Genomic DNA, 18,272 nt, shown 5'->3' on the forward strand with positions numbered 1-18,272 from the left:
ATGAAAGATCTCAAGAACTCCATGTCGGGCGGCGAGCTCTTGCTGCGCAGCCTGAAGGCGCAGGGCATGGATCATTTCCTTGCCAATGCAGGCAGCGATTTCGCCCCGATCGTCGAAGCCTATGCGCGGGTGGGCAGCGGCTCGCCCGATCTGCCGGAACCGGTGATCGTGCCGCATGAATCGGCGCTGGTGGGCATGGCGCATGGCTATTGGCTGGCGACCGGGCGGCCGCAGGCGGCGATGGTGCATGTCAATGTCGGGCTGGCCAATGCGGCGATGGCGATGATCAATGCCCGCGCCGACGATGTGCCGGTGCTGCTGATGTCGGGCCGCACGCCGCTGACCGAACACGACCGCCCCGGCGCCCGGCGCACGCCGATCCAGTACGGGCAGGAGCAATTCGATCAGGCGTCGCTGGTGCGCGACGTGGTGAAGTGGCATTTCGAGCTGCGCTACCCGGAAACGGTTCCGGCGCTGCTGTCGCGCGCGCTGGCCGTCGCCAAGAGCGCGCCGGAAGGGCCGGTGTACCTCAGCCTGCCGCGCGAGCCGCTGACCGAGCTGACCGGCGCCGATGTCGCGGCCGATCCGCTTCAGGCGCCGTCGCGGGCCGGGGCGGCGGCGGCGGAGGACATCGCCACCGCCGCCGGCTGGCTGGCGGCGGCGGAAAATCCGCTGATCATCTGCCAGCGCGGCGATCCCGGCGGTAGGGTGGCGGCGGTGCTGGAGCATCTGGCCGAGGCGCATGACCTGCCGGTGGCCGAGGTCTTTGCCACGCGCAAGGTGTTTCGCGGCACCCATCCGATGGCGGTGGGGCCGGATCTGTCGCAGCGGCTGCCGGAGGCGGATGTGGTGCTGGTGGTCGATGCGCCAGTGGCCTGGATCGAACATCACAACCGCCCCCGCGCCTCGGCCAAGGTGATCCATGTCGGGCCGGACCCGCTGCATGCGCGGATGCCGATGCGGTCGTATCGCACCACGCTGGGGCTGGCGGGCGATACCGCCGCCACGCTGGCGGCGCTGGATGCGGCGCTCGAGACCGTGCCGGCCAGGGCGCGGGACAGCGCGGCCATCGCGGCGGATCACGCGGCCTATCTGGCCCGCGTGGCCGGGGCGGCAAGGGCCGGATCGACCGGCACCGCCAGCAAGGCGTACGTGGCCGCATGTGTCTCCGGCATTCTGGGCGAAACCGGGGTTGTGGTTTCGGAGCGGGGCGCGCCGGCGCCGTTTTATCCCGAGCTTGGCGCCAACCGGTTCTTTGGCAACACGCCCGCCGGCGGGCTGGGCTGGGGCGGCCCGGCGGCCTTGGGAGTGCAGCTTGCGGATCGCGACCGGCTGGTGGTCTGCGTGGTGGGCGACGGGTCGCATCTCTTTGCCAATCCGGTGGTCTGCCACCAGGTTGCCAAGGCCAATGCGCTGCCGGTGCTGACCGTGGTGCTGAACAATTCCGGCTGGGACGCGGTGCGGTTGTCGGCGCTGGAGGTCTATCCCGAGGGTGTGACCTCGGGTGCGGCGCAGGTGCCTTTGACGGAATTCGGGGCGAACCCGGACCATGCGCAGGTGGCCGAGGCCTGCGGGCTCTGGGCGCGCCGGGTGGACCGGGCCGAGGATCTGCCGGCCGTGCTGCAAGAGGCGGTGACGGTCATCCGCGACCAGCGTCTGCCGGTGCTCCTGGATGTGGCGGTGCGGCCGGAGTGAGGCGCGCGGCCGGCGCCGAATTGACCGGCACCGGCCCCGCCGGATCGGATGACGAGAGGCGGCGCCCGGAGCGAGCTGCGAAGGCGGGGCCTTTTGATTATCATGCCACGCGCGGGACCAGCGGCAAAGCCGCCGCGCCGGGCCGCAATTCCGGGCCCGCCCGATCTAGAGATCAAGCTCCAGAACGCCGTCCTTTTCCGCCGCCCGCGACTGGCACAGGATGATCCCGGAGGCGCGCTGCGCCTTGGACAGTACGAAATCGCGGTGCTCGACCGCGCCCGAGACCAGCCCGCATTTGCAGACCCCGCAGATGCCGTCGGCGCATTTGATGTCGATGGGATAGCCGTTCTCCACCAGCACATCCGCCGCCGTCTTGTCCGCCGGGACGGTGAGCCGCTTGCCGGATCTGGCCAGCCTGATCTCGAAATCGTGGTTCACGTAATCGGGCTGCTCGGGCACCGAGAAATATTCCAGGTGCCGCGCCTCTTCCGGGACGCCGGCTTCGGCGGCGGCGTCGATCACGGCGCGCATGTAGCGGTCGCCGCCGCAGGTATAGACATGCCAGCCGGGCGCGTAGCGCCGCATGATGGCGGCAAGGTCGACGCGGCTGCCTTCGTTCGAGATGTGGAGCTGCACCTTGTCGGCCCAGGCAAAGCCCTCGATATCGGCCAGAAAGCCCATCGTGTCGCGGGACCGGCCGGAATAATGCATCTCGAAGCTCCGGCCCTCGGCGTGCAGCTCATGCGCCATGGCGAGCATCGGGGTGATGCCGATGCCGCCGCCCATCAGCACCGAATGGCTGGCCTCGGGCGCCAGCGGGAAATGGTTGATCGGTTTCGACACGAAGACCCGGCGGCCCTCGTTGAAAATCCGGTGCAGCAGCTTGGAGCCGCCCCGGCCGGCGTCTTCGCGCAGCACGGCGATCTGAAAACGGTCGCGGTCGGCGGGATTGCCGGACAGGGAATACTGGCGCAGGAAATCCGGCGCGACGACGATATCCAGATGCGCGCCGGCGCGCCATTCGGGCAGCGGCTGGCCATCGACCGGGCGAAACTCGTATTTCGTCACGCCCTGGGCCATGATCTCGGCCCTGGAGATCGTGACCTGGATGACCGGGCTTTCGCCATCGGCGGTGTATTTGTGCAGGAAGGGCTCGAGCGTGCCCTCGGCGGCGCGGCGCTGGTATTCCTCGGCGGTGATCATCGCCTGATAGGCCTCGATCCCGGCTTCGCGGTCCATCGGAAAGGGGTAGGGATGCGGCGGCGGCGCCAAGGGCGCGGGATAGACGGCCAGGGTCTGATCTTCGTATTTCAGATCCAGATCGGTTTGCAGCGACCGGGTGTTGACCGGCTTGTCGGTGGGGCGATAGGCGCCATCGGCCTGCAATTCGAGATCCCACCACCATTTCTTGACCGGGTTCAGCGATCCGTTTTCGACGTAATCATCGAGCTTGGCCAGCAGCGGCGCGGCCCCGGGCATGTTCATCGCGGCCCAGCGGAACGGCTTTTCCGCAAACAGGCCTTCGAGGTTCCAGGGGCAGGTTTTCATGCAGCGCCCGCACATCGCCCCGCCCGGGGTGGTGATCCGGTAGGTGGTGCATTTCTGGCTGTCGCTCTTCCAGATCTCATAGCCGTTGAACATCAGTTTCGGCCCGGCGGTGATCGCCCCCGAGGGGCATTCGCGGGCGCATTTGTTGCAGCTTTCGCAGAACCTTTGCAGCCCGAAATCAATCGGCTTGTCCGGGGTCATCGGCAGATCGGTGGTCACCACCCCGGATTTCAGCCGGGGGCCGAGAAACGGGTTCAGGATCACCTCGCCGATGCGGCTGACCTCGCCCAGCCCGGCCAGCAGCAGGAGCGGCGGTTGCAGCACCTCGCCATCCATCACCGTATGCGCCTTGGCCTTGTAGCCGAGGTTGCGGATCTGTTTGGCGATCACCCCGCCGAGGAGCGAAAACCGCAGGTAGGCGCGCATCGATTGCGCTACGGCGATCCAGTCGTCGCCGGAGGAGCCTTCCATGGTTTCATAGCCCTGGTCGACGATCATGCTGATCGCCTGGTCATGGTCGGGCCGGATCGGTTCGCCGCGTGCGTCGTGGCTGTACCACGTCCACTCCGGGCAGCGGGAAATGCCCACGGCATCGAGGCCGAGGAAATAGCTGGTGGCCTTGATCAGATCGGCGGCGGCCTCGGGCGCGATCCGGGCCTTGTCGGGCGCGGGGTCACCGTCCTGCAACAGCGTAAAGGCGCCAAGCGCCCGGCGCTGCGCGGTGGAGGGCGCGGCTTTGAACACGTAATGCCCGCCACGGGCGCCGTCCTGCACATGTTTGCCGAGATCGCCGAACACCGACCGGGCGAACATGTCGGCGCGCTTGGGCACGCGGGCGACATTGGCCTCGTCGATATAGGTGGTGGGGGTGTCCACGCGGTTCAGCGTTTCGAAGGGATGCGCGCCATCGACAAAGCGGCGGGTGCGGTAGGGCAGGGCGTTGGAGGCGTTCTTGGCAAAGCCGCGCCCCAGCTTCCAGGCGGTGCCAAAGGCGGTTTTGGGCTGCTGTTCCAGCGGCACCAGCGGCAGATCGGGGGCGAGTTCAAAGCTGGTGGTGATGGCGGACAGGCCAAAGCGCGTGCCGATATAGGGATGGGTCAGCACGCCGTTTTCGACCGTGGCCAGCCCCGCCGCGACCGCCAGCCGGTTGAGATCGACGTCGGCGCAGGAGGCGGTATGCGCCCGCGCGTCATGGCCCAGAACGCGCAGGTAATTCGCCAGCACCGAGGCGGTTTCCGCCGCCAGCAGCGCCGCGCGATGGGCGTAAGCCTCTTTGAACCAGGTTGTGCCGGGCTCATCGGGGCGCGGATCCCGCGGGTTTTCATAGAGAAAGACGACCGCGTGGGTGTGGCCGTCGATCGAGGAGGGCGGCGCTTCGGCGGACTCCTTGAGATCGGCCATGATCTGATCGATGCCGGCGGCCAGGGTCTTGGTCTGGCGGGTTTTCAGCTGTTGCGCCAGATGCGCGACATCGGGGTTCTGGTGCGGCTCGGGCAGGCGCGCGGCCCGGGGCAGGGCGCAGACCCCGGTGACGCCGGCATCGGAAAAGTAGGAGAACGCCTTGATATGGTTGGCGCGCTCGAGCGGGTCGGTCGGGCAAGCCGCCATCGCGGGGTTGACGATGCCGTCGCGGATCACGTCCAGCATGGCCTGATGCTCGCGCATGGCATTGACGATGCAATGGGGCCTGTCCGACCGGTCGAAGGACAGCGGCACAAAGGCCGGAACCTGCGCCAGATCCGGCAGGGTCCGGCTGCGCGCCAGCAGTTCCGAAGGATAGCGGCCCATGTGGACGGGGCGGTTCTTGTCGGAGAACAGACGGATGCCCATGGCGTGCCTCTTGTGTCGGGTAAAAGATTGCCTGAGTTTATAGTTGCCATGGTTAATCAAATAATGCAAATTGAATTTGCGGCACCCTGCCGGCTCGGATGACGGAGGCCCTTGTGCGCGAAGAGACAGTCGAAGATCGGCAGCTGGCCGAGTATGCCTTGCGGCAGCAGCTCGGGTTCAAGCTGAGCCGGACCTCGCGCCTGATGCAGCAGCGGCTGGAGGCGGTTCTGGCGCCGCAGGGGCTGACGCGGTTGACCTGGTGCGTTCTGAGCAGCATCGGGCTGGAGGGGATTTCGACGCCGTCGGGCATTGCCGACAACCTGGGTGTGACGCGGCCGATGCTGTCACGGTTGATCAAGGCGATGTCCCGCGACGGGCTGATCGAGATCACGCTTGATCCCGACGATGGCCGCAACCGGCAGCTGACGCTGACCGCCGCGGGCCGCTGCAAGCTGATGGCCTGCAAGCCGCTGGTTCAGGACAACAATACGCATTTTTCCCGCAAGCTCACGGCGGCGCAGATGCAGGCCCTGCATGAGCTGGTGGACCTGCTGATCGACGGTGAGGCGCCGTACCTCGACAGCCTGTGAGCCCGGGGCGGGGCCGGGGATGGACGGCCTCGGGGCGGTGATGCCAGCCCGCGCCCGGGACGATAAAGCCCGGCGCCTTTCGGTGCCGGGCTGCCCGCTTGGGTGCCTTCGTATTTTGTTTTTGCTTGGGCGCCTGAAGCTCCGGGGGCCGGTCTGGAGGGCCGCGCTCCGGAAGAGGCAGAAGGCAGGCAAGCCGGGCTGTCCGTGACACCAGGGGCGGTGGTCAGCGCGCCTCGAGAGGGGCGAAACCGGGGTGATAGGCCTGGGTGCGGTCGGGTTCGGACGGGGTGAAGATGCCGAGCATCGGCCCCATCAGCGGCGCCAGGAGGAAGGGCAGCTGGCCGGCGACGGCGTAGATCACCAGCGACTGGAACATGCCGTAGTCGCAGAGAAAGGCGGTCAGGCCGCAGGCGCCGCCGAGGGCGATGGAGAGGAGAAGCAGAACCAGGATCATGTGCGTGCCATCCCGCCGAATTCGGGCGCCCAGAGGTTGAGTTCGGACCGGCGGATCATTTCCGGGGTGCCGAAGTGGCTTTGCGAGGCGTAGCCCTCGGCGGTGCCGAGCTGTTTCTGTTGCAGAAAGGCGAGGGCTTTGACGCGGCCTTGCCGGGCTTTGTTAATGTAGTTGGTCATGGTCTCTGGCTCCCTTGGTGTCTGAGCGGTTGAGATCACATTACCAAGGGAAACGGCCGCGATCCGGGTCGCGAATGCGTAGAGATCCGAGCAGAGGGCGCGCCGGCTATCCTTTGGGGCAGGCCATCATGGCCGCCTGCACAGCGCAAGGCGTCAGTACCACATGTCCTCTTTCGATGCCTTCTCACGGGCGATGAAATCGCGCAGCGCCATGTCGGTGTCGAAATCGAGCGGGGGCGCCTGATAGTCATGCAGGAGCTGTTTCCAGCGGGCATTGGCGCGAACGGCGTAATCCTCCGCGCCCTGTTCGTCCCAGGTTTCCCAGGGCTGGTCGTCGTTCAGCCCGCTGTCCCAAAAGGCGGTCTGGTAGTGGCGCAGGGTGTGGTCGGTGCCGAAGAGATGTTCGCCCGGCCCGTATTGCGCCAGCGCCTCGACGCCGAGGCTGTCGTCGCTGACCTCGACCCCGCCGAGATAGGCGTGCAGCGCGCCGCACATGTCGCAATCCATCACGAATTTCTCGTAGGACATCGACAGCAGCCCGTCGAGGAAGCCGGCGGAATGCAGGACGTAATTGGCGCCGCATTGCACCGCCGAGAGCATCGACATCATCGCCTGTTGCATTGCCTGGCCGTCGGGGCGCTTGGAGGTGCTGAAATTGCCGGCGCAGCGCAGCGGCAGGCCCAGCCGCCGGGCGAGCTGACCCAGGACCAGCGATCCCAGGGCCGGTTCCGGCGTGCCGAAGGTGGGGCTGCCCGAGCGCAGCGACATCGACGACAAAAACCCCGCCAGCACCGCCGGGGCGCCGGGGCGCACCAGTTGGGTGAGGGCGCAGCCGACCATGGATTCCGCCAGGCTCTGGGCCACCGCGCCGGCCATGGTCAGCGGCGCGACCGCGCCGCCGAGCAGGAAGGGCAGGATGATCGAGCCCTGGCCCGCGCCGGCATATTCGCGGATGCCGCGGGTTGTCACCCCGTCGAGCACCAGCGGCGAGGTGGTGTTGAAATTGCCGATGATGACGCAATGGCGGTCGACGAAATCGGCGCCGAACAGCAGGCGGCACATCTTGATCGAATCCGCCGCCCGTTCCGGCGCGGTGATCGAGCCGAGAAACGGCCGGTCGGAATAGCGGATGTGGCTGTAGACCATGTCGAGATGGCGTTTGTTCACCGCCACGTCGGTCGGTTCGCAGATGGTGCCGCCGGAATGGTGCAGCCAGGGCGAGGACTGGCCGAGCTTGATCAGGTTCTGGAAATCCTCGAGCGTGCCGTAGCGCCGGCCCCGGTCGAGATCCATCACGAAGGGCGAGCCGTAGGAGGGGGCAAAGACCACCGCATCGCCGCCGATCTCGACATTCCGGGCCGGGTTGCGGGCGTGCTGGGTAAAGCGCGCGGGGGCGGTTTTCAGCAGCGCGCGGATCAGCCCGGGCTCGAAGCGGATGCGCCAGCGGTTCTCGCCATGATCGGTGACCACGCCGCCGGCCTTGCGAAACAGCTCCACGGTCTCGGGATCGTCGCGGAACTCGATGCCGATCTCGGCGAGGATGCGGTCGGCGGCGGCCTCGATCCGCGCCAGGCTGGCCGGGTCGAGGATGTCATAGGGGGGCGTCCTGCGGCGGATGAAGGGCACATGCAGATGCGGGTTCTGGCCCGGCGCGGCGCTGCGTTCGGGCCGGGATTTGCGGCGGGACTTGCGGGCAGGTCTGTCGGTGCGGTCGAGCATGGCGGCGGCGCTCCTTTGCGGTTGCGCGACAGTTTCGGCCCGGGCGGGGCGGGCTGGCAATCGCAAAAATATTCGGCTATGACTTAGATTGATTGAGTCATGATCCCGTCACGGCACAGCATGATCGCGGATCGTGGCCCCCTTGCACAAGACAGGTTCATGTCGCAAAGCCCCTATGATCTGCCGCCCCTGACCGCGCTTGCCAGTTTCGAGGCCGCGGCGCGGCATGAGAGCTTCAAGGCCGCCGCGCAGGAGCTGAACGTCACCCCGGCGGCGATCAGCCATCAGGTCAAGGCGCTGGAGGCCGAGCTGCGGCAGGTGCTGTTTCGCCGCCATCATCGCGGGGTCAGCCTGACCGAGACCGGCGCCTATCTGCTGGTGGCGCTGCAACGCGGCTTCGAGGAAATGGCCGGGGCGGTGGATCAGCTGCGGTCGCGGGCGACCCGGCCGGCGGTGACGATCCGGGCCACAACCGCGGTCAGCGCGCTCTGGCTGACGCCGCGACTGGGGGCATTCTGGCGCGCGCATGGACATATCACCGTGGCGCAGAATGTCAGCGATCTGGACAGCGGCGGCGAGGACAGCGACCTGGCGATCCATTACGGCGACATGGCGCGCGACAGCGGCGATTGCCGGCTGCTGATCCACGATTGCATCAAGCCGCTGGCCAGCCCGCGCTTTGCCGCCCGGCATGCGGTGCGGCGGGTGGCGGATTTCGAGCGGCTGCCGCTGGTCCATGTCGACCGGGCGGAGACCGGCTGGACCTCGTGGCGCGACTGGTGCCGGGCGCTGGGGCACGAGGGGCCGGTGGGCGGCGGGCTGCGGGTGAACAATTACGTCATCGGCTTGCAGGCCGCCGAGGACGACATGGGCGCGGTGCTGGGCTGGGAGGGGTTGACGGCGGGGCTGGAGCGCGCCGGGCGACTGGTGCCGCTGCTCGATGTGAGCGTGCCCTCGCCGCTGGATTTCTACATCAAGGTCAGCCCGCATGCCTCGCATCAGGCGCATCTGCTCTGTGACTGGCTGGTCGGCGCCGGGGCGGCGCCCTGACCGCGCCGCCCCGGGGGCATCCTAGCGGCGGGTGAACCTGTCGGGCGTCGGGCTGAACATGCCGGGAACCCGGCCCTGGCCGATGTGGCGGGGATCGGCCTCCGACGGCGCGAGGCTCCGGGTCAGGATCTCGCGCGGGGTGCCGGGGGCGCCGGTGAGCAGCCTGGCCAGCGCGGTTCTGAGCGCGAAGGGCGCGGCGAAGCTGGTGCCGCGAACCGCGACCGTGCTGCCGCTGTAGGTGCCGGTGACCAGGATGTCGGGCCGGATGTCGCTGGCTTCCGACACGGCGGCGCAGGTGGGTTGCGCTGGATCGGGCCCGGCGCTGGCCGAGGAAAACGCCGAGACGCTGGCATCGGACGCGCGGCAGGAGCCGGCGGTGATGACCCCGCGCGAGCCGGCGGCGGCCGAAAGCGTGCCGAAGCGTTTGATCGGCGCGGTCCCGGTGTCGCCGGCGGGGCGGCGGCCCTCGGCGTCAAAGCGCAGATAGGCCGGGTGTTCGAGATAGGCCTGGCGGCCGGCGGGGGCAAAGCCCTCGGGGGTTTCGCCGCGTTCGACCCAGAGGGCGACCTGATCGGCGAACCCCTGTTCGGCCGGGCCGAGGCGCAGGCGCCAGAGGCCTTCGGGCGCGGTGCCGGGCCGGCCCTGGCCATCGGCGGTGGCGGGGATGGCCAGGGTGAGCCTGCGGCGTTCGTGGCCCTGGGCGCCCGGCACGGCGCGCGGCAGGCTGCGCTGGCAGTAGAGCCGGGCCACGGTCTGGCCGCGCATGGCGTAATCATAGGCATGACCGGGGCGGAAGCCGCCCTGTGGCGGGTCCAGCCTGGTGCCGTCGGGCAGGGTGAGCGAGAGGCCGACCGGAAAGCCCGACCCCCCGGCGGGCGCCGCCAGGTCGCTCCAGAGCTGCACGAAACTGGCGCTGCGGTCGTCGGGCTGGATGGCAAGGCCGATGTCGCATTTCGCGCTGTCGGCGAGGTCGGCGGCGGTGAGCCTTGCGTGGGTGGCGCTTTGCAGGCTGTTGCCGGCGGCGGCGGCGACGGCGCGGATCTCGCCGGCGTCGAGCCTGCGGTCGAACTCGGCGCTGAGCCCGTCAAGGCCGTCATGGCGCCCGGCAAAGGTGCCGAACGAATGGGTGACAAGGTAATCCGGCGCCGGGCGGCCGGCGATCGCCTCTTGCAGCCGGTGATACCAGAGCCAGTTGAGCCCGGAGATCACGTAGAGATCGTGCAGGTGGCCGTTGGTGCGCGCGACCGAGGCGGCGGGAAGCTGGATGCCCATCAGATCGACGCCGTCAAGGCCGGCCTCGGGGGCATCGGGATCGGTGCCAAAGGCCACATGCCCGACCGCCGTGCCATGCGAGGCGCGTTTCTTCAGGTGGTGGTGATCGGGGCCGTCGGCGGCGAGGCCGAGGCGTTCGTACAGGTCGGCTTCGGTGCGATAGGGGCTGTCTGTCAGTTCGTGCAGGGCGCGGTTGATCCGGGCAGCGTCAAGCGCGGTGCCGATGCCGGGGCTGTCGTCCAGCCCGTCGCCCTGGGCCCAGAACCGGATGAAGCGGCTGCGCAGGCTGGCGGTTTTCGGGGTGCGGCGGCGGAACACCTGATTGGCGAAACCGATGGCGTGATCGATGACGACGCCGACCGGCGGCGCCTCGGACGGGCGCGGAGGCAGGGCGGTGCCCGCGGTCAGCGCGGTTTCGAGCGGGGCGAGCAGGGCGGTGTCGGAGCCCTCGGGCGGCAGGCAGCCGCGCACCGGGGTCAGCCCGGTGTCGCCGCGCAGGATCTGCGCCGAGGTGACGGCGAGCGCGGCGTTTTCCGGTCGCGGCAGATGGCGTTCGAGCGGCGATTGCAGCAGGTCGCCGCGCAGAAAGAGCAGCAGTTCGGTTCTGGCCGCCTCGCCGGCGTGGATGGCGCGCATCAGCGCGGCAAAGGCATAGGCGGCATCATGCGGGGTGACGACAAAGGGCGCGCTGCCCCTGGCGGGGGCCGGCCGGGTCAGCGCCTGCCAGGCTGCGAGCGCCCGGGAGAGGAAGGCGCCGAGCGGCGTCGTCTTGCCGCTGACCGAGAGCTCGAGCGCGACGATCTGGGGATAATAGCGGTCGGGGCGGGGGGCCTCGATCTCGGCTGCGCCCGGCGGGCTGGCGTACCAGAGCTCGTAGGGATGGCGGTGCGCCTCATCCGCGTCGAGCGGGGTTTCTGTCCAGCCGGGCATCTCAGGTCCATTCGTCCTGGGCGGCGGCAAAGAGCGCGGCGAGCAGCGGCGCGGGGGCGACGCTGGCGACCTCGCTGGCGTCGTAGTGATCGGCGGTGCCGCCGGAAAAGGCGGCGTCGAGATCGTCGAGCGAGAGCTTCGCCCCGGCCAGTGCGGCGGTCTGCGCCTTGACGCCGATGCAGTGATGGCCGCCGAGCGCGCCGGCGCGGTGCAGCAGCATCCGGGCCAGGCTGCGGCCCAGGGCGGCGCCGCAGATGTTGTCGACGTGGAAATGCACGCCGGCAACCACGCGGTTGTGGGCGATGCGCGCGGCCTGAAGCGTCATCTGCTCGCCATAGGCGGCCCGGTCGCCGCTGGCGCCGGAGACCAGGCTCAGCACCTCGGCGATGGCAAAGGCCTCGGTGGCGTGACCGGAGGGAAAGGCGCTATGCGCCGGCGCGGTGATCATCGGCTGGATCTGGGCGTCGTATTCCTGTGGCCGGCGGCAGGCGAGGCCGTTTTTCAGCGCCTTTTCCACCGCCACCACCGGCAGCATCACCGCCTGCAACAGCTCGATGGTCCATTTGTGCCGCGCAAGGTTGAGCGACAGCGGCATCGCGAGGAAGGACAGGATATCGGTGGTCTGGGCAAGGATTTCGGGCGCCCGGTCGCCGCGCAGATCGGCGGCGGCCTTGATGTCATCGACCTGCGCCGTGAACCCGGCCTCGCTCGGCCGGTCGGTGTGAAACAGCTTGGCGCCGCCGACGGTGACGCTGGCGGTTTCGGCCGCGGCGTCGAACGCCACGTCGAGGCCCGACATGGTGTCGACAAAGACCGCCGATTGCCGCGAGCCGGGATCCCAGCGGAACAGGTTCACGGGGCTGTTCATCGGCAGATGGGTGGGGGTGTGGGCCGCCGGCTGACGGGCGCCAACCACCCCGTCACGCGCCAGCATCATCGCGCCCGAGGCCGCGCCGGGCACCGCTTCGAGACCGATATTGCCGATGTTGCCTATGTTTCCGATATTCCCGATGTTGCCGATATTGCCAATGTTTCCAATATTGCCGATGTTTCCAATATTCCCGATGTTTCCGATATTCCCAATATTGTTCAATGACATGGCTCTTCCCTTGGTTGACTATCTGGGCCGTAGAAAAAATGATCGGCCCGCCCGAACGAATCCGTTAAGAATTCGTTTATAAGCGATTAATTTCTCAACCATGCAGGTCGGGCAAGGCCCCGAATTGCGAATTTTTAACGCTTTTGCTGGGGTAAGCGCCTTGTTTTGTGATATCTTTTGAACAATCCGACGCGAGGAACAAGTGATTTGAACGAACTCGCACAGACACCGGGGGGGGACGGTTCGGCTGCGCGGGCGGCAGAGCTGCGCGTCGGCTTGTTCGGCCCGTTCCGCATCACCGATGCCGCTGGCGCGGACCGCACGCCCAAGGGCGCCAAGGCCAAGGCGCTTGTCGCCATGGTGCTGATGGCGCCGGATCAGTGCCGGTCGCGGCCCTATCTGGCGCAGAGCCTGTGGTCGGACCGGGCGCAGGCCCAGGCGCTGGCCAGCCTGCGGCAGGCGATCAGCGAAATCCGCAGCGCGCTTGGCCCCGCCGCCGACGCCTTTCAGGCCGACCGCAAGGCGGTGGCCTTTCGTCCCGGCGCGGTCGAGACCGATATCGACGCGGCGCAGGAAAAGACCGCGCAGGGCCTGCCCTTTCTCGAGGATGTCCAGAGCACCGACGGCGCGCTGTCGGAGTGGCTGGCGCAGATGCGCGGCCAGTTCAGCGTGCAGGAACGGCTGGCGCGGCGGCTGCCGGTCGAGATCCGCAGCGCCGGCTCGGCCGACGAGATGCATCACCGGCTGCTGACGCATGGCATCGCCAATTCGATCGGCGACTGGTGCGCGCTGCGCATTGCCGCCATCGCCGACGATCCCGACAGGCTGGCGCGCAATGGCCCCGAGGATCTGGCGCAATATCTGCTCTCGACCCGGGTCGAGGCCAACGGCGAGCGGGCGGCGGCGCATGTGGCGCTTGCGGAGGGGGAACCCTATGCGCCGAAATGGTCGATGTCGGCGGCGATCACCGCCGATCCGGTGGCGCTGCTCGACGATTCCGAGATGCTGCGGCTGGTCAACCGCACGGTCGAGCGCACCATGCTCGATCTGGCGCCGGGCCATGCGGATGCGGCGACCAATGATTACCTGGCCGCCGGCACGCTGGGCGCGGTGCGGCTGATCTTTCGCAATCGGCCCGGCGATCTCAAGCTGGCCAAGACCCAGCTGGCGCGCAACTTCGAAGTGCACCGCAAGGGCATCTACCTGGCCTGGCTGGCCTATGTCACCACGCTGGAGCGCGCCGAGAAGGACTTTCGCGACCAGCGCGCCTTGCAGGAAAACGCCGATGCGCTGTGCCGCAAGGCGCTGGAGCTCGATCCCTATGGCTCGATGACGCTGGCGCTGGTGTCCTATACCTCGTCCTTCATCCTGGGCGACCGGGCGCGCGGCGTCGAGCTGGCCACCCAGGCGCTGGAGATCAACCGTGCCAATCCGCTGGCCTGGCTGTTTCGCGGCGCCGCCTATTCGCTGGAGGGCGATGGCGAGCGCGGTCTGCGCGACAGCGAATATTCCCAGCGCATCCAGGGCGGCGGGTTTTATTCCTATGTGGTCGATACCTTCAGCTGTGCCGCCGCCACCAGCGCCGGGATGCTGGATGATGCGGTGCGCTATGCCGAACGGGCGTCGAAGAAGGCGCCGCTTTACCGGGCGCCGCTGCGCTATCTCACCGCGATCCATGCGGCGCGCGGTGACATGGAGGAGCTGCGGCTGGCGATCCGGCGGCTGCGGCGGCTTGAACCGGAGTTCACCATCGATTCCCTCCGCGACAAGGAATACCCGGTTCCGGGGCTGCGGGCGATCGGGTTGGTCAAATCGGTCTGACGCGGCGGCGCTGTGGCCATTGACGTCTTTTTAACGGCCGCACCGATGGTAACATCCGGGAAAGAATACCTATTCTGAAGTCAGGCTTTGGGCTTTGGGGGCTTGGGTGACTTTGTTTCGGCGCAGTGCTTACCGGAGATGCCGGCCCCTGGCGGGCCGGGGCGAGGCCCGATGACGATCCGGCTGGAGGTCGGCCGCGTCAGTGCCTGCCCGGTCGCGGGCTGTGCCGATCTGGTGCAGGCGCGGCAGGAGGCGAGCAGCCGCTATGCCCTGCTGACCCGGGCGCCACAGCGCGAGATCGAGGAATGCGCGCGCCGGGCGATGACGGCACTGGCCGGCCGGCCGAGCCTGCGGGCGACGCTGGAGACCCGGCTGCGCACGGTGATCGACAGTTCCGGCAAGGGGCTGCGGCTGCGCGCGCGCGAGACGATCCTGCTGAGCGGCGGGCTGTTCCGGGCGCTGTCGGTGCACAGCCGGGGGGCGCAGCTTCTGGGCGCGGCGCAGGGGGCGCAGCTTGTGGCGCGGTCGGGCCGGCTGGTGATCCAGACGCTCTGCGCCGATGATTACGTCGACCGGCAACAAGCGGCGCTGATCTGCCTGGCCGGGCGCTGGTCGTGTTTTCTTCCGCAGGTGGCGGGGCCCGGCGGCGGCTTTTCCCATCGGCGGCTGGTGGCCGCCCGGGCGCTTGGCGCGGCGGCGGTGGCGCTGGACATCGCCGAGGCCGACGAGGACGCCGGGCTGCGCAGGCATCTCGACGCCGCCGCCGAGGCGCTGCACGCGATGCAGGCCGAGGGCGCCGGGCTGCCGGAGAGCCTGGCGGAATGGCGGCAGTTCATGCTCAACGAGCTTGACGCCGAGATCTTTGTCTATGAGCTGCTGATGACGGAATATGCCGCGACCGATTGCCGGATCGCCGATTAGCCGGCGCGGCGCAGCGCCTCGACCTCGCGCGCGAGGCTCTCGGCCAGCGCCGCGACCTCGGCGGCCGCGGTGCCCTGATGCAGCTCCAGCCGCAGGGCGTTGACATAGGCCTGATAGCGCCGCGCCAGGGCCGGGCAATCGCTGTCCTCGGCAATCTCGCCGCGGGCCTTCGCGGCGGCGAAGGCGGCGGCGATCTCGTCGCGCATGGCCGCGAGATAGGCCTGCGATCGTTCGGCAATCGCGGGTTCGGTGCCGCGGGTGTCGACAAAGCTCTTGATCAGCATGCAGGCCTGGGCGTTGGCATCCCCGGGCGAGAGCGCGGCATAGGCCCGCAGATGATCGGCCAGCGCCTGAAGCGGCGATGCCGCCGCGACGATCCGGTCGCGGAACTGGCCGCGAAACCGGTCGAAATAACGCTGCATGGCCAGGAGATAGAGGTTCTCCTTGCTCTGGAAGGCGGCATAGATGCTGCCCGGTTTCATCGCCAGCGCGGCCTCGAGATCCTTGAGCGAGGTGGCGTGATAGCCCTTGTGCCAGAACAGCCCCATCGCCGCCTCGAGGGTGGTGTCGCGGTCATAGGGCGCGGCGCGCGGCATGGGTCAGGCCTCTTGCTGGGTCAGATGGGTCAGGATGCGGGCATAATTCTCTTCGCCCTGGGCGCCGGTGACAAGATGTTTGCTGTCGAACACCATGGCAGGCACGCCGCGCACCCCCTGTTGCAGCCAGAAACGCTCATGCTCGCGGGTGATATCGGCAAAGCGGCCGTCCGCCAGCACCGCCAGCGCCTCGGCCCGGTCGAGACCGATTTCGCCGGCGACATCGGCCAGCACCTGCGGATCCGAGAGATCGCGGCGGTGGGTGAAATGCGCGCTGAACAGCGCCATCTTCAGCGCCTGTTTCCGGCCCTGTTCGCCGGCCCAGTGCAGCAGCTGATGCGCCGCGAAGGTGTTGTGCATCCGCATGTCCTCGGCAAAGGCGAAGGTAAAGCCGAGGCTTTCGCCCAGCTCGGTCATCTGCGCCCGGCTCTGCGCCGATTGTTCGGCGGTGGAGCCGTATTTCTCGGTGATATGCGCGCGCAGATTCTGGCCTTCGGGCGGCATCTCGGGGTTGAGCTCGAAGGGGTGCCAGTGGATTTCATGCGGCGTGCCGGTCGCCTCGAGCGCCTGGGCGAGCTGGCGATAGCCGATGATGCACCAGGGGCACATCACGTCAGAGACGATGTCGATACGAAGGGTCTGATCGGTCATTTTGCGGCCTTTCGGCGGGTTGGGGCCTGTCTGCCTGGCGATATAAGGCGCGGCCGGCGCGGGCGTAAGGGGCGGCCGGCGGGCCGCCCCTCGGGCTGTGGCGGGACGTGCGGCTCAGGCGGCCTTGTCGGCGGGCGCCCAGGCGAATTTCTCGAACACCTTGTCGACCGGGGTCTCGGCCAGGTGGTTGGTGTAGTTCGACATGATCTTCTGGCTGTAGCCCAGGATCACCTCGAGGATGTGGCGTTTGGTGAAGCCGGCCTCGAGGAAGGCCTGCACCTGGGATTCCTCGAGATTGCCGTGCTGGCGGACCAGTTGCAGGGTGAAGCTGCGCAGCGCTTCGAGCCGGGCGTTCGGCAGCGGCGTACCGTTGCGCAGGGCGTCGGTGATGGCGTCGTCGACCTGCATGCTCTTGGCGATGCCGGTATGGGCCGGCACGCAGTAGTGACAGGCGTTCTCGACATTGACGGTCTGCCAGACGACGGTCAGTTCGTCCTTGTCGAAGCTCGAATCCACGAAGAGCTCATGCACGCGCTGGTAGGCTTCCAGCAGGCCGGGTGCTTCGGCCATAACGGCGTGCAGGCCGGGGATCATGCCGTAGGCTGCCTTGGATTTCGCCAGCAGCGGCTTGGCGGCGTCCGGGGCGGTCTCTTCGGTGTGAAGCGGAAAATCGGTCATTGGCATCCTTTGTTGGTCTGTAGCTTGCGTGAACAGTGCAGCCCGTCCGGGCCGCGTCGGACTGATATGGCAACTTTGAGCGATCACTCAATAGATGAATTGAGCAATCACTCAAACGTGAGGCGCGCGGCGCCCATCCAATTACATAATTCGGCCTATGCGCTCTCGTCCGAGTTGCAAAATTCCCGGAGTTTTGGCAGATCAGCCGCATGGCACCAAAACCGAGAGCGACCAAACGGGTCACCATTCAACAGGTCGCGCATGCGGCCGGCGTGGACCGTTCGACGGTGTCGCGGGTGTTCAACAATCCCGATATCCTGCTGGAAGAGACTGTCAGACGCGTCAAGGACGTGGCGCTAAAGCTGGGCTATTCGCCGAATTCGGCGGCGCGGGCGCTGCGCACCGGGCGCAACAGCAATATCGCGCTGATCGTGCCCGATCTGACCAACCCCTTCATGCCGCCGATCGCGCTGGCGGTGCAGAAAGAAGCCGCGAAACGCGGGTTTGCAGTGTTCATCGGCAATGCGGATGAAAACCCCAGCCAAGAGGTGGATTTGCTGAACCGGCTGGCCGATCAGGTGGCCGGTGCCATTCTGGCCTCGCCCCGCTCGGCGTCGCAGCAGATCCACGATCTGGCGCGCGATACCCCGCTGGTGCTGATCAACCGCGACATCGAGGGCGTGCCGCGGGTGCTGATCGATTCCGGCCAGGGCATGGCGCAGGCGGTTGCGCATCTGGCGGGCCTGGGCCATCGCCACATCACCTATGCCGGCGGGCCCGACAACTCGTGGTCGAACGACCAGCGGCATCAGGCGGTCACCCGCGCCGCGGCGGCGCATGGGCTCACGCTCAGCACGTTGTCCGCCGGAACCGCCTCTTTCGCCCGGGGGGCCGAGATCGTACCCCAGCTACTGGCGCTTGGGGCCACCGCCTGCATCGCCTTCGACGATGTTCTGGCGCATGGCATCTGTAGCGGTCTGGTGGACAACGGGCTGAGCAATCCGGCCGATTACAGCGTCGTCGGCTGCGATGACATCCTGGGCTATCCGATGTTGACCACGGTCTCGGGGCCCTCGGCGCAGGCCGGGCAGAAAGCCGTCGAAATGCTGGCCAGTTCGCTGGGCGCCCCGCCCGAGGGCGATTTGCGCGTGGTCCTCGAGACCGAATTGGTCATTCGCCAGACAGTGAGCGCACCCGGACGGGGCTGAACCGGCCAAATCGGCGGTTTGCAGAGACAGG

General features: G+C 67.9%; 16 protein-coding genes. 7 read left to right on the plus strand and 9 right to left on the minus strand.

The window, feature by feature from the left end; genetic code table 11:
* Complete coding sequence (locus tag AC0J5K_RS21690; RefSeq protein WP_053083421.1) at nt 1–1,695, plus strand: thiamine pyrophosphate-requiring protein; 1,695 nt, start codon at nt 1–3, stop codon at nt 1,693–1,695.
* A gap of 165 nt (nt 1,696–1,860) precedes the next feature.
* Here AC0J5K_RS21690 and AC0J5K_RS21695 read toward each other — a convergent pair whose 3' ends face one another.
* Entirely contained in the window at nt 1,861–5,073 is a 3,213-nt protein-coding gene (locus tag AC0J5K_RS21695) for a reductive dehalogenase (RefSeq protein ID WP_274564117.1), read from the minus strand.
* Nucleotides 5,074–5,186: 113 nt separating this feature from the next.
* Here AC0J5K_RS21695 and AC0J5K_RS21700 point away from each other — a divergent pair, with 113 nt between their 5' ends.
* Nucleotides 5,187–5,663 (plus strand): MarR family winged helix-turn-helix transcriptional regulator, encoded by a 477-nt coding sequence (locus AC0J5K_RS21700; protein WP_170850586.1) that lies wholly within the window; start codon nt 5,187–5,189, stop codon nt 5,661–5,663.
* A 223-nt stretch (nt 5,664–5,886) separates the two neighbouring features.
* Here AC0J5K_RS21700 and AC0J5K_RS21705 read toward each other — a convergent pair whose 3' ends face one another.
* The 3 genes from AC0J5K_RS21705 to AC0J5K_RS21715 all read right to left on the minus strand — a co-directional run bounded on the left by AC0J5K_RS21705 (nt 5,887) and on the right by AC0J5K_RS21715 (nt 8,015).
* The gene (locus AC0J5K_RS21705) at nt 5,887–6,117 is read right to left on the minus strand and encodes a hypothetical protein (RefSeq protein ID WP_074837959.1); all 231 of its coding nucleotides are present in this window, start codon (nt 6,115–6,117) and stop codon (nt 5,887–5,889) included.
* A complete protein-coding gene (locus AC0J5K_RS21710; RefSeq protein ID WP_048535666.1) occupies nt 6,114–6,296 on the minus strand; it encodes a hypothetical protein in 183 nt (60 codons plus the stop codon). Before AC0J5K_RS21710 ends, AC0J5K_RS21705 begins: the two co-directional genes overlap by 4 nt.
* Nucleotides 6,297–6,449: 153 nt before the next feature.
* Nucleotides 6,450–8,015: a trimethylamine methyltransferase family protein gene (locus tag AC0J5K_RS21715; protein ID WP_274564124.1), complete on the minus strand. Its 1,566-nt coding sequence runs from the start codon at nt 8,013–8,015 to the stop codon at nt 6,450–6,452.
* A gap of 159 nt (nt 8,016–8,174) precedes the next feature.
* Between AC0J5K_RS21715 and AC0J5K_RS21720 the strand changes: the two genes are divergently transcribed.
* On the plus strand, nt 8,175–9,065 hold the full coding sequence (locus tag AC0J5K_RS21720) for a LysR family transcriptional regulator (protein ID WP_074837956.1): 891 nt from the start codon (nt 8,175–8,177) through the stop codon (nt 9,063–9,065).
* Nucleotides 9,066–9,086: 21 nt separating this feature from the next.
* On the opposite strand, the gene AC0J5K_RS21725 is transcribed toward AC0J5K_RS21720, so the two are convergent.
* Both AC0J5K_RS21725 and AC0J5K_RS21730 read right to left on the minus strand, forming a co-directional pair.
* Nucleotides 9,087–11,267: a S8/S53 family peptidase gene (locus AC0J5K_RS21725; RefSeq protein ID WP_274564126.1), complete on the minus strand. Its 2,181-nt coding sequence runs from the start codon at nt 11,265–11,267 to the stop codon at nt 9,087–9,089.
* A 1-nt stretch (nt 11,268) separates the two neighbouring features.
* The gene (locus tag AC0J5K_RS21730; RefSeq protein ID WP_274564128.1) at nt 11,269–12,135 is read right to left on the minus strand and encodes a phosphatase PAP2 family protein; all 867 of its coding nucleotides are present in this window, start codon (nt 12,133–12,135) and stop codon (nt 11,269–11,271) included.
* 18 nt (nt 12,136–12,153) lie between these two features.
* Here AC0J5K_RS21730 and AC0J5K_RS21735 point away from each other — a divergent pair, with 18 nt between their 5' ends.
* The 3 genes from AC0J5K_RS21735 to AC0J5K_RS21745 all read left to right on the plus strand — a co-directional run bounded on the left by AC0J5K_RS21735 (nt 12,154) and on the right by AC0J5K_RS21745 (nt 15,108).
* On the plus strand, nt 12,154–12,363 hold the full coding sequence (locus AC0J5K_RS21735; protein ID WP_274564130.1) for a hypothetical protein: 210 nt from the start codon (nt 12,154–12,156) through the stop codon (nt 12,361–12,363).
* Between the two features lie 210 nt (nt 12,364–12,573).
* Nucleotides 12,574–14,187 carry a hypothetical protein gene (locus AC0J5K_RS21740; protein WP_074837951.1) on the plus strand — a complete coding sequence of 538 codons (1,614 nt, stop codon included), beginning with the start codon at nt 12,574–12,576 and terminating at the stop codon, nt 14,185–14,187.
* A gap of 171 nt (nt 14,188–14,358) precedes the next feature.
* Entirely contained in the window at nt 14,359–15,108 is a 750-nt protein-coding gene (locus AC0J5K_RS21745) for a hypothetical protein (RefSeq protein ID WP_074837949.1), read from the plus strand.
* Here the strand turns inward: AC0J5K_RS21745 and AC0J5K_RS21750 are convergent.
* The 3 genes from AC0J5K_RS21750 to AC0J5K_RS21760 form a co-directional block, all read right to left on the minus strand.
* Nucleotides 15,105–15,704, minus strand: coding sequence for a TetR/AcrR family transcriptional regulator (locus tag AC0J5K_RS21750; protein WP_274564132.1), 600 nt, complete (start codon nt 15,702–15,704; stop codon nt 15,105–15,107). The two genes, AC0J5K_RS21745 and AC0J5K_RS21750, sit on opposite strands and share 4 nt — an antisense overlap.
* Nucleotides 15,705–15,707: 3 nt before the next feature.
* A complete protein-coding gene (locus AC0J5K_RS21755; RefSeq protein ID WP_048535685.1) occupies nt 15,708–16,355 on the minus strand; it encodes a DsbA family oxidoreductase in 648 nt (215 codons plus the stop codon).
* Between the two features lie 114 nt (nt 16,356–16,469).
* Nucleotides 16,470–17,033, minus strand: a complete 564-nt coding sequence (locus tag AC0J5K_RS21760) for a carboxymuconolactone decarboxylase family protein (RefSeq protein ID WP_048535686.1) — start codon at nt 17,031–17,033, stop codon at nt 16,470–16,472.
* Between the two features lie 209 nt (nt 17,034–17,242).
* Here AC0J5K_RS21760 and AC0J5K_RS21765 point away from each other — a divergent pair, with 209 nt between their 5' ends.
* On the plus strand, nt 17,243–18,241 hold the full coding sequence (locus AC0J5K_RS21765) for a LacI family DNA-binding transcriptional regulator (protein ID WP_074837945.1): 999 nt from the start codon (nt 17,243–17,245) through the stop codon (nt 18,239–18,241).
* Nucleotides 18,242–18,272: the final 31 nt, after the last annotated feature.

The organism is Marinovum sp. E3 (assembly GCF_055755275.1).

Bases quoted from the DNA above. Each gene is read 5' to 3' on its own strand.
- AC0J5K_RS21705 (WP_074837959.1), bottom strand. From the start codon at position 6,117: ATGATCCTGGTTCTGCTTCTCCTCTCCATCGCCCTCGGCGGCGCCTGC.
- AC0J5K_RS21730 (WP_274564128.1), bottom strand. From the start codon at position 12,135: ATGAACAGCCCCGTGAACCTGTTCCGCTGGGATCCCGGCTCGCGGCAA.
- AC0J5K_RS21750 (WP_274564132.1), bottom strand. From the start codon at position 15,704: ATGCCGCGCGCCGCGCCCTATGACCGCGACACCACCCTCGAGGCGGCG.
- AC0J5K_RS21710 (WP_048535666.1), bottom strand. From the start codon at position 6,296: ATGACCAACTACATTAACAAAGCCCGGCAAGGCCGCGTCAAAGCCCTC.
- AC0J5K_RS21695 (WP_274564117.1), bottom strand. From the start codon at position 5,073: ATGGGCATCCGTCTGTTCTCCGACAAGAACCGCCCCGTCCACATGGGC.
- AC0J5K_RS21760 (WP_048535686.1), bottom strand. From the start codon at position 17,033: ATGACCGATTTTCCGCTTCACACCGAAGAGACCGCCCCGGACGCCGCC.
- AC0J5K_RS21715 (WP_274564124.1), bottom strand. From the start codon at position 8,015: ATGCTCGACCGCACCGACAGACCTGCCCGCAAGTCCCGCCGCAAATCC.
- AC0J5K_RS21720 (WP_074837956.1), top strand. From the start codon at position 8,175: ATGTCGCAAAGCCCCTATGATCTGCCGCCCCTGACCGCGCTTGCCAGT.
- AC0J5K_RS21725 (WP_274564126.1), bottom strand. From the start codon at position 11,267: ATGCCCGGCTGGACAGAAACCCCGCTCGACGCGGATGAGGCGCACCGC.
- AC0J5K_RS21745 (WP_074837949.1), top strand. From the start codon at position 14,359: ATGACGATCCGGCTGGAGGTCGGCCGCGTCAGTGCCTGCCCGGTCGCG.
- AC0J5K_RS21765 (WP_074837945.1), top strand. From the start codon at position 17,243: ATGGCACCAAAACCGAGAGCGACCAAACGGGTCACCATTCAACAGGTC.
- AC0J5K_RS21755 (WP_048535685.1), bottom strand. From the start codon at position 16,355: ATGACCGATCAGACCCTTCGTATCGACATCGTCTCTGACGTGATGTGC.
- AC0J5K_RS21690 (WP_053083421.1), top strand. From the start codon at position 1: ATGAAAGATCTCAAGAACTCCATGTCGGGCGGCGAGCTCTTGCTGCGC.